The sequence below is a fragment of the Labrys monachus genome, assembly GCF_030814655.1.
GTDB classification, from domain to species: Bacteria; Pseudomonadota; Alphaproteobacteria; order Rhizobiales; family Labraceae; genus Labrys; species Labrys monacha.
In genome coordinates this window covers 202,135-217,899 of sequence record NZ_JAUSVK010000001.1, presented here as the reverse complement: position 1 = coordinate 217,899, position 15,765 = coordinate 202,135, and the positions used below count along the sequence as shown (strand labels likewise).

Below are 15,765 nucleotides of genomic sequence, written 5' to 3'. Positions count from 1 at the left end.
AGCTAACGACAAGGAGGTTGGGGGCAATGCATCTCTTCAGCACGACCAGAGAGCGCAATGCCAAGCTCGAGGCGCTCGACCGATCGCAGGCCGTAATCGAGTTCGACATGGCCGGCAAGGTGATCACCGCCAACGAGAACTTCCTCGCCGTGCTCGGTTACGACCTCGGCGAGATCGTCGGCCGCCACCACTCGATGTTCGTCGACCCGAAGGAGCGCGACGGCGCCGACTATCGCGTCTTCTGGGACAATCTGCGCCGCAGCAGATTCCAGGCCGGTGAATTCCACCGCATCGGCAAGGGTGGCAAGGACGTCTGGATCCAGGCCTCCTACAATCCGCTGCTCGACCGCTCGGGACGGCCGTTCAAGGTGGTCAAATTCGCCGCCGACACGACCGCCGAGAAGCTCAGGAACGCCGAATTCCAGGGCCGGATCGCCGCCATCGACAAGGCGCAAGCGGTGATCTCCTTCGAACTCGACGGCACCGTCATCGACGCCAACCAGAACTTCCTCGACGCACTCGGCTACCGGCTCGACGAGATCAAGGGCCGCCATCATTCGGTGTTCGTCGAGCCGGCCCATCGCGACAGCGCCGAATACCGCGCCTTCTGGGAAGCGCTGCGCGCAGGCCGCTTCCAGGCGGCCGAATACAAGCGGATCGGCAAGGGCGGACGGGTGGTCTGGATCCAGGCCTCCTACAATCCGATCTTCGATCTCACTGGGCGTCCCTTCAAGGTGGTCAAGTTCGCCACCGACATGACCGAGCAGGTCGAGGAACGGGCGCGGCGGGCGGAGGTCCAGAAGGGTATCGACGGCGATCTCGGCGCCATCGCCGAGGCGATCGCCACGACGACGCAGCAGGCCGAAGCGGCGGCGGCGGCCTCGGCGCAGACCTCGTCCAACGTCCAAGCGGTCGCCGCTGGTTCGGAGGAGCTCGCCCAGTCCGTCGGCGAGATCAGCCGCCAGGTGGCCCAGGCGCTCAAGATCGCCAAAGGCGCGGTCGCCGAGGCCGGGCGCACCAACACCACGGCCAACACCCTGCTCGTGGGAACCCAGACCATCGGCAAGGTGGTCGATCTCATCAATTCGATCGCCGCCCAGACCAATCTTCTGGCGTTGAACGCTACGATCGAAGCGGCGCGCGCCGGCGAGGCGGGCAAGGGTTTCGCCGTCGTCGCCTCCGAGGTCAAGCAACTCGCCGCCCAGACGGCCAGAGCCACCGACGAGATCGCCGCCGAGATCGGTCGGGTCCAGGGCAACACCCGTGAGGTGGTGGAGGCAATCGCCTCGATCTCGTCGACCATTACCCGGATCAACGAGATCTCGTCCGATATCGCCACCGCCGTCGAGCAGCAGGCGGCGGTGACGCAGGACATGTCGGCAAACATGAACACTGCCGCCCAGGGCGTCGAAGCGATCGCCTCCGGCGTCAGGGAAATCGCCGGCTGGACGCAGCTCATCGGCGGTTCGGCCCGCAAGATCAAGGATGCTTCCCTCAGCATCGTTGCGCCGAAAGGCGCGTCGAGCGTCGGAATGGAGAAAGCAGGATCATCCCTGATGACCTGGAGCGACGGCCTGAGTGTCGGCGTCACTGCACTCGACACCGAGCATCAGAGGCTCATCGAAATGGTCAATCAACTCTGGGACGGCATGCAGTCCGGCGCCGGCAACGCCGCTGTCGGCCAGGTGCTCGATGGGCTGATCGCCTACACGGCATCGCATTTCAAGCACGAGGAAGAGCTCTTCGCCAAGACCGGCTATCCCGCCACGGCCGGTCACAAACAGGAGCATGACGAACTGACGCGCCAAGTGCTCGATGTGCAGGCCAAATACAAGTCCGGCGTCTACAGTGTTCTGTCACTGGAGGTTCTGACCTTCCTCAAGAAATGGCTGGTCAATCACATCCAGGGCAGCGACCAGCGCTACGGATCCCATCTCAACGCAATGGGCATCAGGTGACGTCTTCCTGGCCCGTGCTTTGCGCTTCGACTGGATTTGGTTTTTGGCAGGCGAAAGGGAAATGTGCGAACGCGACGCGTCAGGTGACGGAAACCATATCGGGCATCGGTCAAGACGCCCTTTGCCGCTGGACGGCCCGATCAGTCCGTCGTCCTCGGCAAAGACTTCGCTACCGCGCGAGCGGCAAACAACAGAAAGAACCGATCATCTTCATCACGAGGAACAGCCGATGCCGCTCGTCGAATTTCCCCTGGCCGAGGTGCCCACATGGCAGTTGCTTCTTGTACGCGATCGAAACCTGGTGGTCAGGCCGGAGCTGTTCGTCCGCTGGCTCGACAAGGCCTTAGCGCTCGATCATCGCCCGACCTCCGACGGAAGACGATCGATCTCTTCCTGGCCGCCCTCAAATTTGAACGACGGCCGGCGAAGATCGCTGAGGGGACGATCCGTCTTGAGATGTCCTCACGGTACGACGACATCGTCGCCACCGCTCTCCCACTCGTCCCGTCGCAACCCAGCCGCGCAAACCGGGTCTGCGGGTTGAGCCCGCCGAGTGTCCGGGAGCGGCATCGTCTACGTAAGGTGTAGGGCGTCTCTCGGCCGCGCAACGACGCGGTTCTCGTCGATATTTCCCCGACTCGGCGGCTCCGCTGCGCCTGCCACCGGTCGAATGCAATGGAGTTGGTCGTGAACCTGCTGATGAAACTTCCGAAGCGAGCCACGCTGCTCCAGAAGTTGTTCGCTGTGTCGGCGACGTTCCTGCTGCCAATTGCCCTGTTCGCCCAGCTGTTCGTCGCCCAATCGAACAAGGACGTCACCTTCGCCGAGAAGGAGCGTGATGGTGTCATCTATCTGCAGGCCGTCTGGCCGGCCCTGCAGGCGGCGGTGGCGGACCCGGAGCGTCTGGGCACCACCGCCGACGGCTTGGTGGCGGGGCTCGATGTGTCGGCAGTTCGCTTCGACGCGGCGATGGCGACCGTCGAACCGGGCAAGGCGTTGCGAACGGCGTTGGCGGCGGCCGGGCACGGTGGTGCATCGGCGCATGACGTCGCCGACAGGGCGATCGCGCTCTTCGCCAAGATCGACGACGGGTCGAACCTAACGCTCGATCCCGATCTCGACAGTTACTACATGATGGACTCGACCACGGTGAAGCTGCCGGAGCTCGTCGCCGCCGGGCGCAATCTGTTCGACGTCGTCACGGCACTGCCGGCCGAACCGGCGGTCGCAGATACCGTCTCTGCGGCACTTGCGGCACAGCGGTTCTCGTCAGCCCAGAGGATCCATGCCGGCTCGCTTACCTCGGCGATCAGCGCCAGCACCGACGGTTCACTCATCAGAGCACTCGACGACGGCCGCGAGGAATTGGCGAGGGCGGCGGCGCACCAAGCCTTCCAGACGGCGGCGGACCGCTCTTGGCGCGACGGCTCGATGGAGTTGACGCGCCTCCTCTCGGTGCGCATCGACGGGTTACTCGGCAATCTCTACCAAAAGCTGGCGGTCGCCGGTGCCGTCTGTCTGCTGATCTTCGCTCTGGTGGCGGCGGTGGCGGTATCGATCGACCGCGGAATCGATCGGCTGGTACGGCGAATGCAGGGACTGGTCGACGGCGACCTCGTTTCGGAGATCCCATTCGGCGACCACGCCAACGAACTCGGCCGAATCTCACACTCGGTCGGCGTCTTCCGTGACGCACTCGTAGGTGTAGAACGGCTTCGGCGAGATCAGGACGCGGTCGATGACGAGATCGCGTCGCAGAGCCATGCGGAAATAATCAGATTCGCCGATGAGTTCGAGCAAACCGTCGGCGGCATCGTTGAGGCAGTGGCGGTCGAAGCAGAATGTCTGGAGCAGGCCGCCGTCGCCCTGAGCCAGACCTCGGCCGAGGCGACCGATCGAACACGGGCTGTGATGCAAGCCTCGCAGGTGGCTTCCGCCAATGTCGAGACGGTAGCGGCTGCGACCGAGGAACTGGCCAGTTCGGTCGCTGAGATCGGCCGGCAGACTCATCGTTCCGCCGAGGTGGCGAACCGGGCGCTCGCTGAGGCTACAGCGGCCGATGTCCGTGTCGCTGGCCTCACAGAGGCGGCGGTGACCATCGGTGGCATTCTGCAACTGATTGAAGATATCGCGATGCAGACCAACCTCTTGGCCCTCAATGCGACGATCGAGGCGGCGCGCGCCGGCGAAGCTGGCCGAGGCTTTGCGGTGGTCGCGGCGGAAGTCAAGCAGCTCGCCGACCAAACCGCGAAGGCGACGGCCCAGATCAGCGAGAGGATTAGAGCGATCCAGGGATCCACCGAGACGACCACGGCGGCGATCCGCACCATCGGGCAAACGATTGGCGAAGTGCACCAGATCACCACTCTGATCGCTTCGGCCGTCGAAGAGCAGGGCTCGGCGACCCGCGAGATAGCCCGCAACATCCAACTGGCGGCGAACGGCACCGGCACCGTCGATACCAACATCGGCGGCGTCGGTCGTTCAGTCGAGGCGTCGCGCAGCGCGACGGCGCATGTTTCCGCCGCATCGAGACAACTCGCCCGTCAGGCGGGGGAACTCGCGGAAGCCGTCGACGGTTTCCTTTCGACCATCCGCGGCAGGTAAGCGGCGGCTCGCGTTCATTCCGCATCCGGAGGATTGCTGTCCATGGAACGGTCGCTCTGTCTCTTCCATGATCACGCACTGGGCCGAGAGCCGGCCTATATCTCTGACCTCTCGGCCAGTTGTCGGGTCGTCGAGGTCCATCGGCACGACTGGGTTCGCCTGACGCACTACATCGACCTGCCATGGTTGGTTGATCTGCGTCGGATCGACGGCGAGGCAGTCGCGCTCATCTCCCCGTTCTTTGTGTTCTCGGGGCCCATTTTTCGTTTGGTTGCTGTTGACCGCTGGGATCGGCAGGCCGCTGTCCAAGCGGCGGCGCTGGGTGCAACCTCGGTCGTCCTCCGCCCGATCGAGGCCGCTCGCGTTCTAGGGTTGATCGGCGGTGCTGGCTGCCGCAACGACCCGGCTCCAGAACCGGAGGCCGCAACACTGATATCGACGTCGGTCGAGTGGCAACCACCGCGACGATCTCTGCAGACGGATTGGCCATTGCCTTCGGAGGTTGCCTCGATCATCACTGTGATCAAGGGTGTGGTCACAGCCCTCGATCGGCTCGCCCTGACAATGATCGCGGGTCGTTCGATCGTCCGCGACGATTGGGAGGGCATCGTTTCCGACGTTATCGCGGCGCTTCATATTCAAAGGCTCGGGGCCTGGCTCGACATCGTTCGCTACCATCACGTCGGCACCTACCAGCACTCCCTCTTGGTTATGGCGATCGCCATCGGCCTCGCTCGCTCGCTCGGGCTTCCAAGGTCCGACATCGAGAGGCTGGCGCTCGGCGGCCTGCTACACGACATTGGCAAGTTCCTGGTGCCCGAGGCGATTCTCGACAAGCCGGGACGGCTGACGTCCGCTGAGTTCGCGGTGATGCGCCGGCACCCGCACGACGGCTGGGCAGCTTTGCGTTCGGTCGAGCCGCCCCTCGACCCGGGCGTGCTCGATCTGGTGCTTCAACATCACGAACATCTCGACGGCAAAGGCTATCCCAACGGCCTTTCCGGCGCAGAGATCCCGCCTCTGACACGAATGTTGGTGATCGCCGACATCTATGGCGCCTTGATCGAACAACGCAGCTATCGACCGCCGCTGCCGAAGACCGGGGCGCTGGCGATCATCGAAGCTATGGCAGCCGAAGGGAAGGTCGATCGTGATCTGATGCGCCCCCTCGCCGATCTCGACGTCGGTTCGGTCGGCGTTCGGCGAGTTGATCCGTCTTTCAGAAACCAAAGGAGGTGAGACGATGACGGTTGCGGCCGCCGCGACCGGATTGTTGCGGGCGAGGAAGCCGATGAGGACGCCCGAGACGCCGTAGCCTTGGAAGAAGGATGGGGGGAGCAGATCGACTTCAACCGTGCCGTCAATCCACATGCGGGCGCAGTGAACCGCCTGCTTCACCGCTCTTCCTGCACGACAGGACGAAGCGCCGGTAAATCAAAGTCCGCAACTTGTTGCGGAGCGTGGCGTGCTTGCGTTGAGCGACCGCAATGGTCCACTGAGAAGAAAGCTGGATATCGGCGAAGCCGGCATCGGCCAACATGGGGACGAGACGTTTGGTCGTTAGTCCGCCACCGAAAGGCAATTGCGCCATGATCGCGGCGTGGCGATCACTCATGCCACCATGATGGGGATCAGCGCCGACCAACAGGTCGATCACGTGGATGACGAGCGATGCCGCCCGCCCCATCAGCGTCGGCCGCGCCCAGTCGCCATCGAAGATCAGCAGAAGGCCACCAGGCCTCAAGATCCGCCGCCAGTCGGAGAAGGCCTGTTCGGGTTCCGTCAGCGTCCACACGAGATGACGGCAAATGATTGCTTCATAACTTGCTTCGTCTTCCACGGTGCTTTCCGCGTCGGCGAGAATGAAACGGACCTTCTTCTTGTGGCCGGCGTGCTTGCGGCGGGCGACCTTCAGCATCGCCTCGGAAAAGTCGAGTGCGGTCACTTCGTGAGTTTGAAGCGACTCAGGCCGCCGCTGGCTGACATCTCCTCCGCTAGCGCGAACAGGGCGTCGAGCAGCACCGAGGGTGGGCGGGCAGCGAGGCGCACCAACTGTTCCACCATGACCGCCTGACAGTTCTCTATCGCAACCAACGCGATGCGGGGGTCACCACCGAACTCGGCGCTGGCGATCAGACCGGCGCCGACGCCCTGCGCCACCGCTTGCTGCAACGCCTCGACGCGCTGGAGCGGGTCGGGCTCGGCAGGCGTACGAGGCGCTGTCGGGCTGCCATTCGATCTTCACTGGTGCGTCTGGCGAGGATTTGCTATTCGACCGACCATGACCGGTACGAACGAGTTGCACGACATGCAGTTTCAGCTTGCCTTACGCGAAGCCGAAAGCCGTCTGGTTGCATTGCGTGGCGGCGATGCCGGGGTGACTCTTCCAGAGAGCGCGGCGCTGGCACGCCTTCTGAAGGCTGGGGTGAAGCCGGACGAGGCCGCGAACCGCGTGCACGCCGGTAAGGCGCATCGATCGGATATATCGCGCGACTTCGATTGATCGACGGCCTGTATGAATGCGGATTCCGACGTAACCGGCCACCTATTCCAATCATTATCCGGCCACCGTTCCAATTGATGTCCGGCCAGGATTCCGATTTGAAGCCGGCCACCTTCCGAATTTTATCCGGCCGGTGGGTTGAGGGGCTCCGGGTCAAGATTGATGGTGGTTTGCTCCGGGGTGTCTGGTCAAGCGGGAACGGCAGCGCCGTCGGCGAGAGCGCGCTTCTTACGCAGGCTCTCGCCCGACAGCGCGATGCGGTGGGCGTTGTGGACGAGGCGATCGAGGATGGCGTCGGCGATGGTGGGGTTGCCGATGATCTCATACCAGAGGTCGATCGGCACCTGACTGGTGACGATGGTCGAACGCCGCTCGTGTCGGTCTTCGACGATCTCCATGAGATCGCGGCGCTGGTCGTCGTCGAGCCGCTCCGGTCCCCAGTCGTCGAGGATGAGCAGGTCGACCCTGGCGATGGCCTTGAGCAGCCGGGCATGACGGCCGTCGCCGCGGGCGAGTGCGAGAGCTGAGAACAGCCTGGGTACACGATGGTAGGCGACGGCGAAGTCCTCGCGGCAAGCCTTCTGCCCGAGGGCACAAGCCAGCCAGCTCTTGCCGACGCCGGTCGGCCCGGTGATGATGAGATTGTGCCGCGCCCTGATCCAGTCGCAGGATGTCAGGCCGAGCAAGAGGCTTCGGTCGAGGCCTCGTGGGCTACGGAAGTCGATATCCTCGACGGCGGCGTCGTGGCGCAGCCGTGCGGCTCGGCTTCTGGCCTCGAAGCGCTTCTGGCGCCGTAGCGTCTGCTCCCGATCGAGCAGCAGGCCGAGCCATTCGCCGTGTTCGAGGCTGCGCGCCTCCGGCTGAGTCGTGAGATCCTGGAAGGCCTTGGCCATGCCGTGAAGGCCGAGTTGGGTGAGAAGGTCGATGGTGGGATGAGACAACATGGGTCCGTCCTCGCTCAATGGAAGTAGCTGGGGCCACGGAGATTGGCGTGCTGCTCGACGGCGGGTTGGTGTCCGCGCCGTCCGGCGGCCTTGTTGCCGAGGCGATTGGCGATGATGGAGGCGATGCTCTTGTAGGTGAGAGCGCCGATCGCGAGGGCGCGGGCCGAGACCGCTTCGGCCGTCACCAAGTCGAGCTCCTTGTACAAACGCAGCACGCCGAGACAGCTTCTGAAGCCCTGCTCGGGATGGGGCCGGGCGGCGAGGATGGCGGTGATCAGTCCTTCGGTGCCGGGGCCGATGCTGGCGCCCCAACGGCGGAAGCGATCCGGCGTCCATTCGGCATAGCGGCGATGGGAACTGGGCATATGGTCAGGATCGGCGCCATGGCACCGGCCGCCGTAGCGACGCTGATGACTGGCGATGCGTCTGCCGCGATGGAAGACCTCGATGATGCGGGCGGTCGCACGCAGGTCGACCTGTTCGCGGATCAGTTCGTGGGGAACGGAATAGAAGTAGCCGTCGAACTCGACGTGGTAGTCGATCGAGACGCGGGCGAAACGCCATTCGGCGAACTCGTAGTCCTCCGACGGCAGCGGCGCCAGGGCCGGCAGTTCCACGGTCCGGAACAGCTCATGCCGCGTGGTGGCAAGACGACGGATCAGGTGGTCGTTGATGCGCTCGACGGCCTCGGCGATGGCGGCGTTAGCCTCGGCCAAAGAGAAGAAAGTCCGCTTGCGCAATCGGCCGAGAATGCAAGTCTGGGCGAAGCGGACGCCGTTCTCGACCTTGGCCTTGTCCTTGGGGCGGCGCGGCCGAGCCGGCAGGACGGCGGTGCCGTAGTGGGAGGCCATCATGGCGTAGCTGCGGTTGATCTCCGGATCGTAGAAACTCGCCCTGTTGACGCCCGCCTTCAGGTTGTCGGGCACGATCAGCCGAGGGACCCCGCCGAAGAAGCGGAACATCCGAACGTGCGAGCCGATCCAGTCCGGCAGGGTCTGTGTCCAGCTCGCCTCGGCGAAGGTGTAGCCGGAGGCGCCGAGCACGGCGACGAAGATCTCCGCCTCGCGCACCTCGCCGGTCGCCGGGTCGGCAATGGCGAGCTTCTTGCCCGAGTAGTCGACGAACACCTTGTCGCCGGCGACATGGTCCTGGCGCATCGACGGCGCCAGACGCCGCTCGAAGTGGCGGAACAGATCGCAGAAACGAGAGTAGCCGTAACCGTCGGGGTGGACGGCGCGGTATTCCTCCCACAGCAGCATCATGGTGACGCCGGGCTTCTTCAGTTCGCCGACCAGTGACGCCCAGTCCGGTTCGGCGCGCAGCCGAGCGCCGGTCTTGTTGCCCGGACGGGAGAACAGCAGCTGTTCCAGTGCGTCGTCGGTGAGATCACCCGGCAGCGGCCAGCGCAGCCCGGCCTCGGCCGCACGCCTGACATTGTCCTGCACCGTGCTCCGCGCCAGTCCCAGAATACGGCAGACCTCGCGCGTGCTGGCGCCACCGTGGATCAAACACAAAAGATGTCGTAGTTGCCTCATGGTCAGCGTCCTCTTGCCGGGCATCGCTCTCTCCTCACGTTGCGTGAGGGCGTCATGCCTCAGTTGCTGACCCGGAGGGCCGTCAAACCCCGTGCGGTGGCCGGATAATGATCGGAATGCTGGCCGGCTTCACGTCGGAATGCTGGCCGGATGACGATTGGAAACCCGGCCGGATGAACGTCGGAATCTGCAGTATGAATCCCGCGACAACGGAGGTCTCACGGCGCCTCATCCTCCGTGTCCGCGATCGTAGAGGCTCCCACCACACCGACGGGAGTTCTTCGTACGCCTACGAGGAAGCTTTCAATTACCCACAAGTTCCTACCGGTGAGGATACCTTTGTGATTTGAGCACTTGCGTAGCAGGAATCGCCCGTGATTCCTTGTCTGGCACCGAATCGCACAGGAGCGGTGCCATGGACGCAGAAGTGAACGCGTGGTTTGATGAGGAGCTTGCCGGCTCTACCTTCGCAGACGAGCGGCTTGGCAAGCGTTTACGTCAGCTTGTGGAGAGGTTGGACGGTGCCATGGGAGCAAGCATTCCACTGGCGTGTCAGGACTGGGCCAACACCAAGGCGGCTTATCGGTTCTTTGCCAATGATCGGGTCAGCGAGGGCGAAATTCTCGCTGGTCACTTTCAGGCGACGCGCAGTCGTTTTGCTTCGACGACCGGTCCTATTCTGGTCCTGCAGGATACGAGTGAATTCATCTATCAAAGGAAGCGGCCCGAGCGGATCGGGTTCACTGGTCGGACCAACAAGGGCAAGGCTGACCGTTCCTGGACGCAGTCCGTTTGCGGGCTTTTGATGCATTCGAGCATGGCCGTCACGCTGGACGGTTTGCCCCTTGGCCTGGCTGCCATCAAGTTCTGGACGCGGTCGAAGTTCAAGGGAACTGCTGCGTTGAAGAAAAAGGTCAACCTGACGCGGTTACCTATTGAAGAAAAAGAGAGCTTCCGCTGGCTACAGAATATGCGGGAGTCGATTGCGCTGTTCGGTGATGCCGCGCGCTGCATCCATGTCGGTGATCGCGAAAGCGACATCTATGAGCTTTTCTGCATGGCCCATGAACTCGGCACCCATTTCCTGGTGAGGACTTGCGTTGACCGGCTGGCGGGCGACGGCGAGCATACGATCGCCGCCGAGATGAATGAGGCCGAAATCAGCGGAATGCACGAGGTCGAGGTCCGCGATGCAAATGGCAAGCCTGAGACGATTGCTGTCGAGATCAGATTCCGCCGCATCCATGTTCTGCCGCCGATCGGTAAGCGGAAGCGCTATCCAGCACTTGATTTGACGGTGATCCACGCCCAGGAGCGGACGGAACCAAAGCATCGGCCAAGGATCGACTGGAAGCTGATCACCGATCTGCCTGTTCTTTCCCACGAAGACGCCATCGAGAAGCTCGACTGGTACGCTATGCGCTGGAAGATAGAGACCTTTCACAAAATCCTGAAATCCGGTTGCAAGGCTGAAGAGGCCCGCCTACAAACCGCCGAGCGCCTTGTAAAGCTCATTGCCGTCTTCTGCATCCTTGCCTGGCGGATCTTCTGGATGACCATGCTCAACCGAGCTACGCCGAATGCCGACCCCACGGTCGCGATCACGCAGATCGAAATGAAGCTGCTCGACCATCTGCTGCCCGATAAAGGCGAGCCGCTCGCATCCCGCGCGGGCACGTTGTCCGGCTATTTGATCAAAATTGCAAAGCTCGGCGGCTACCTGGCTCGCGCCCATGATCCGCCACCCGGCAACACCGTCATGTGGCGGGGCTTGTCGCGCCTCTCCGATATCAGGATAGGCATGACCATCAGCGCTGAACTTGTGGGTAATTGAAAGACGAGGAAGGCCGCGTGATTGGTGCGCGCGCGGAGGGCAGAGCGGGCTCTATGATGGCGTTGCGTGAAGCTCAGGCGGCCTGCAGATCGGTGGGCTTGTCGGCTTGGCGCAGGTGCTTCCATTGCCAGGGCAACAGTTCGTGCAGACACGATGTGGGAAGATCGGCGATACGGGCGAGAATGTCAGCTAGCTCTTAGCACTACTTTGGCAGATTTTCAGCAGCAGGCGAGTTTTGGGATTGAACGAAGCCGCTTTCGCGGCATTTGGAGGATCTGATTGCATGAGGTGCTTCTGATTTGAAGGAATGGGCTGCTTTGCCCAACCTTCAAACAGGAGATGACGATGACGGAGATGAGCCCTCTACGCCGGCGGATGATCGAGGACATGACGATCCGCAACCTTTCGCCAGCGACGCAACGATCGTATTTGCATGCGGTGGCGAAGTTCTCGCGCTATTTCGGGCGATCACCAGACCGTCTCGGACTGGAAGACGTGCGTGCGTTTCAGGTGCATCTGGTGTCGTCGCGCCGCATATCGTGGCCGGCCTTGAACCAGACGGTCTGCGCGCTGCTGCGGTTCTTCTTTGGCATCACGCTTGGTCATGCCGAGATACCGGAGCGCATTGCCTATGCCCGGACACCCGCCAAGCTGCCGACGATCCTAAACGGCGACGAGATCGTGCGGTTTCTGGAGGCTGTTCCGAGCCTGAGAACCAGGACAGCCTTGACAACAGCCTATGCGGCGGGGTTGCGGGCCTCGGAGGCGGTGCATCTGAAGGTCCGGGACATCGATGGTGAACGCGGCGTCATCCGCGTCGAGCATGGCAAGGGCGGTAAGGATCGCAACGTCATGCTGTCAGCGCAGTTGCTTGCGATCCTGCGGGTCTATTGGCGGCTGGCGAGACCCGAGGTCTGGCTGTTTCCGGGTCGGGACGAGACCAAGCCCATCGACGTTCAGGTTCTGTATTCTGCCTGCCGTTCGGCGTGCGCTGCGGCGGGCATCGATAAACGGGTGACGGTGCATACGCTGCGCCACTATCTACCCTGCCGGACTATGTCGGGTAGCCTTTTCCTCAGCCGTAAATGACTGAGGAATATAACGATTTCTTACAGAACTGCCTTGCCACCCGACATAGTCTCTCCGATTTACAGGCTGTTTAAGAACCCCAACAACTTGTCGTCAGGTCGGTAGCGGGATGACTTGCCGAAATATGGAGAAGTCTTTCCCAAGGCTGCCTCCTTCATCGCCAATGTCGCCTCGAGGTAGATTTGCGTCGTCTCGACCGATTCATGGCCAAGCCATAATGCGATGACGGCGCGGTCGACGCCCGCCTGCAGCAGGTCCATGGCCATTGTGTGCCTCAGGCGATGAACAGTGACCCGCTTCCCGTTCAGCGACGGGCACATGCCAGAAGCGGTCTGGCGGTGCTTGTTCAATATATACTGAACACCATGAACGCTGAGCCGTTCGCCCCTGGCACTCGGAAACAGGATGCCCTCTTCACCGCGCTGAGGCTCTTTCAGCCAGTTTCTCAACACTGCGGTTGTCGACTTGGCGAATGGGGTGCAGCGTTCCTTACGTCCTTTGCCGATGACGCGCAGATGAGCCCCCGTGCCGAAAAAGAGATCATCCCGCTTGAGACCGGTGATCTCCGATAGCCGCAGGCCGGTCTGCACGGCGACCAGGAGAAACGCGTGATCGCGCCTCCCAGCCCATGTCGATTGATCCGGTGCGGCCAGCAGTGCATCCACTTCTGGGCGACTCAGGAAACTGACGAGCGTTCGAGTGTAGCGCTTGCTGGGAATGGCAAGAACACGTTGAATTTGGGCGGAATGCTCCGGTACCTCGAAGGCCGCGTAGCGGAAGAAGGAATGAATTGCCGTGAGGCGTAAGTTGCGGCTGCGGACGCTGATACCCTGACTGCTCTCAAGTTCATCAAGGAAGGCCGCAATCAACGGTGTATCGATCTCCTCGAAACTCAGGCAAGACGGCGGCTTATGCAACGTTCGTTCGGCGAACTTCAGCAACTGCCGAAATGTGTCCCTGTAGGAACTGATCGTATGGGGGCTAGCCTGCCGCTGTTGCATCAGGCGTTGTATGAAAAAGCGCTCCAAAAGTGTTGCCAGGCTGGCATTCTTGATCATGTCCGATCCTCCCAGCGGCGCTCAAGACGGCGCATCGCTTCTGTCATCAGTTCTGGCGAGGCGCTAAGGTACCATTGGGTGTCGGCCACGTGGACATGGCCGAGATAGGTGGACAAAATGGGCAGAAGCCGCTCGGGATCTTGCTCGGCTTGATACCAACGCAACAGCGTGTTCGTGGCGAATACGTGCCGCATGTCATGCAGACGCGGACCGTGGCTATCATCGATCCCGCGCAGGCCGATCTGGCGAGATAGAGCATAGAAAGTTCGATGAATGTCAGCCACATCGAGGCGATTACCCCTATAGGATGTGAACACATAAGGAGACACCGCCAGAGCTGCGCATTGTCGTTCTCGGCGTTTGATAAGATCTTGCAGTACCGCGCACGTTGATGCGTGCATGGGCACGAGACGGGACTTTCCGAACTTTGTGCCGCGGATCGTCAACACCGCAGCATCGAAATCAACGTCCGCAAGCTTGAGGTTCCGGGCTTCGCCAAGGCGCAGGCCGGCAACGCTCAGCAATCCGAACAGGCAGTAGTATGTCAGCGGCCTGAGCATGCAGCTGGTATATCGGCACGGCATCTTAAGCGCGGCGGACAGAAGACGCCGGATGTCGTCCTGTGAATAAAGATAGGGTCGCGCCCGCTTCGGGCGAAAAGGCAGCAGCCCGTCAGGCGGAATTTGTGTCCGCGGATCGGTGGCGACCCGATGAAGGGCAAATCCGCGCACGTAACCCAGCCGTGCCGCCCAGTGAGAGGGCTGCGTATGGGATGGCCGCTGGGCCCATTCGAGGGCCAGTTCCATGGTGATATATGGAGCATCGTTGGCTTCCAAGAAACTGACGAAATCGATCAATCCTCTTCCCGCTTCTCGTAGCTTGAACCCCAATCCGCGGCGCATCTCGATATAGTCGTGGGCAGCCTGTCGGAGTGCGCTCATTGAACTTCTCCCGGCCATGCCACAGCCAATGTTCGCAGTGCATTGAGGTCGACCTTGGCGTAAATCGCCGTTGTCTCCACATGACGGTGCCCCAAAACTTCGCCGATCTCACCGAGCGAGGCGCCGCCCCGCAGCATCTCTGAAGCGAGGCCGTGGCGGAACTGGTGCGCTCCTGTTGTGGGAGCATTGATACCAGCACGCCGAAGGCGACGGCGGATGACGCATCCAAATCCGCTCGGACCATCGAATCCCCGGATCGGGGCTTTGTCGCGCAAAAAGACACGGCGGCAGGCATTACGTGGCCGCCCCTTCCGTAAGTAATCGGCAATGGCCGCACCAACATCGGTTGGCAACGGAAGGTCGTTGCGTTGACCACTCTTGCCCCGCACACGAATCTGTCCGGCGACCCAATCGATATCGTCAAGTTCGAGCGTGATCACCTCGCTCGACCGAAGTCCTAACCGAGCCAGCATGAGTATCATGGCATAGTCGCGGCACCCGATTGGCGTTCGGCGATCAATGCTGGCAAGCAGCCGGGTTACATCATCACGGCTGATCGCCCGGGGAATAGACGAAAGCCTCCAGTTGGCCACGATCGGCACCGCTGCGGCCAAATCTGAGGTGATATCCCCATGATAGCGCGCATAGGAGAGAAACGATCGCAAAGCGGTGGTCATGATCTTCGCGCGTCGTATGTTGAGACGCGAAGTTCTCTTTCGAACAAAATCGGTCACGTCGACAGCGCGCAACTCTGCGAGCGAAACAGCACCATCACTGAAGCGGAAATTGAGGAAATCCCGGACGACTGGCCGGTAATTTACAATCGTTTGGCGGTTCAGCGCGCGGGCGTCTCGCAGATACGACTCGTACGCCTGCAAATGTAGTTCGATCGGCGACGGCTGGTACTCGTCCTCGACCTCTTCCGGGATGGCATCCACACCGCGTAAAAAAACCAGCAAGTGTCGTAGAGCGGCGTTATCTCCACGCTTTGGCCGTCGAAATTGTGCTCGGTCTTGCAAATAACGCCCGGGGTGCTCTCCACTTATACCAGCTAGATCAATCCCGTTTTGCCAAAGCCAACTGCTGAAACCAGCCGCCATAAGCACCTGGTTCCTCGTTGAGACAAGACTGTAGCCCCGACCAACGAGCCATTCAGCAAACGAAATAATATAACTCGCGACGGGCCCTTCAGGAGGCCGCGACAACGCAAATTGATCATTGATGCGATACTTCATTGTTTGCTCCCTTCCCAAGCTGAATTGCTGGAAGGGCTACGAACTATCTCTACACGCTATC

The 15,765-nt window shown here is 61.8% G+C and carries 12 protein-coding genes and 2 pseudogenes; 7 read left to right on the top strand and 7 right to left on the bottom strand.

From position 1 onward, the window contains the following. Positions 1-26 precede the first annotated feature (26 nt). From J3R73_RS00975 to J3R73_RS00965, 4 genes and pseudogenes are all read left to right on the top strand, one after another. Positions 27-1,493 (top strand): annotated as a pseudogene (locus J3R73_RS00975) (methyl-accepting chemotaxis protein); the annotation flags it as partial. Positions 1,494-1,532: 39 nt separating this feature from the next. Beyond that, positions 1,533-1,958 carry a bacteriohemerythrin gene (locus J3R73_RS31500; RefSeq protein ID WP_370880060.1) on the top strand — a complete coding sequence of 142 codons (426 nt, stop codon included), beginning with the start codon at positions 1,533-1,535 and terminating at the stop codon, positions 1,956-1,958. Between the two features lie 687 nt (positions 1,959-2,645). Further along, a complete protein-coding gene (locus tag J3R73_RS00970) occupies positions 2,646-4,565 on the top strand; it encodes a methyl-accepting chemotaxis protein (RefSeq protein WP_307421590.1) in 1,920 nt (639 codons plus the stop codon). A gap of 42 nt (positions 4,566-4,607) precedes the next feature. Then, positions 4,608-5,804, top strand: a complete 1,197-nt coding sequence (locus J3R73_RS00965; RefSeq protein WP_307421589.1) for an HD-GYP domain-containing protein — start codon at positions 4,608-4,610, stop codon at positions 5,802-5,804. A 121-nt stretch (positions 5,805-5,925) separates the two neighbouring features. On the opposite strand, the pseudogene J3R73_RS00960 reads toward J3R73_RS00965, so the two are convergent. Both J3R73_RS00960 and J3R73_RS00955 read right to left on the bottom strand, forming a co-directional pair. Further along, a pseudogene (locus J3R73_RS00960) lies at positions 5,926-6,516 on the bottom strand (class I SAM-dependent methyltransferase); the annotation flags it as partial. Further along, the gene (locus J3R73_RS00955) at positions 6,507-6,725 is read right to left on the bottom strand and encodes a hypothetical protein (RefSeq protein ID WP_307421588.1); all 219 of its coding nucleotides are present in this window, start codon (positions 6,723-6,725) and stop codon (positions 6,507-6,509) included. The gene J3R73_RS00955 and the pseudogene J3R73_RS00960, both read right to left, overlap by 10 nt. A gap of 121 nt (positions 6,726-6,846) precedes the next feature. Here J3R73_RS00955 and J3R73_RS00950 point away from each other — a divergent pair, with 121 nt between their 5' ends. Beyond that, complete coding sequence (locus J3R73_RS00950) at positions 6,847-7,068, top strand: hypothetical protein (protein WP_307421587.1); 222 nt, start codon at positions 6,847-6,849, stop codon at positions 7,066-7,068. A gap of 188 nt (positions 7,069-7,256) precedes the next feature. Here J3R73_RS00950 and istB read toward each other — a convergent pair whose 3' ends face one another. Together istB and istA are read right to left on the bottom strand one after the other, a co-directional pair. After that, entirely contained in the window at positions 7,257-8,012 is a 756-nt protein-coding gene (istB, locus tag J3R73_RS00945) for an IS21-like element helper ATPase IstB (protein ID WP_213335649.1), read from the bottom strand. Between the two features lie 14 nt (positions 8,013-8,026). Continuing rightward, complete coding sequence (istA, locus tag J3R73_RS00940) at positions 8,027-9,571, bottom strand: IS21 family transposase (protein ID WP_307421586.1); 1,545 nt, start codon at positions 9,569-9,571, stop codon at positions 8,027-8,029. 391 nt (positions 9,572-9,962) lie between these two features. On the opposite strand from istA, the gene J3R73_RS00935 reads away from it, so the two are divergent. Together J3R73_RS00935 and J3R73_RS00930 are read left to right on the top strand one after the other, a co-directional pair. Further along, a complete protein-coding gene (locus J3R73_RS00935; RefSeq protein ID WP_307421585.1) occupies positions 9,963-11,381 on the top strand; it encodes an IS4 family transposase in 1,419 nt (472 codons plus the stop codon). A 345-nt stretch (positions 11,382-11,726) separates the two neighbouring features. Then, positions 11,727-12,470: a site-specific integrase gene (locus tag J3R73_RS00930; RefSeq protein WP_307421584.1), complete on the top strand. Its 744-nt coding sequence runs from the start codon at positions 11,727-11,729 to the stop codon at positions 12,468-12,470. A gap of 59 nt (positions 12,471-12,529) precedes the next feature. Here J3R73_RS00930 and J3R73_RS00925 read toward each other — a convergent pair whose 3' ends face one another. Genes J3R73_RS00925 through J3R73_RS00915 form a run of 3 tightly spaced genes read right to left on the bottom strand, consistent with a single transcriptional unit; the run spans position 12,530 to position 15,704 of the window. Then, positions 12,530-13,528 (bottom strand): site-specific integrase, encoded by a 999-nt coding sequence (locus J3R73_RS00925; RefSeq protein WP_307421583.1) that lies wholly within the window; start codon positions 13,526-13,528, stop codon positions 12,530-12,532. Further along, positions 13,525-14,469 carry a tyrosine-type recombinase/integrase gene (locus tag J3R73_RS00920; RefSeq protein WP_307421582.1) on the bottom strand — a complete coding sequence of 315 codons (945 nt, stop codon included), beginning with the start codon at positions 14,467-14,469 and terminating at the stop codon, positions 13,525-13,527. Before J3R73_RS00920 ends, J3R73_RS00925 begins: the two co-directional genes overlap by 4 nt. Next, positions 14,466-15,704 (bottom strand): site-specific integrase, encoded by a 1,239-nt coding sequence (locus J3R73_RS00915; RefSeq protein WP_307421581.1) that lies wholly within the window; start codon positions 15,702-15,704, stop codon positions 14,466-14,468. The genes J3R73_RS00920 and J3R73_RS00915 overlap by 4 nt, the downstream gene beginning before the upstream one ends. Positions 15,705-15,765: the final 61 nt, after the last annotated feature.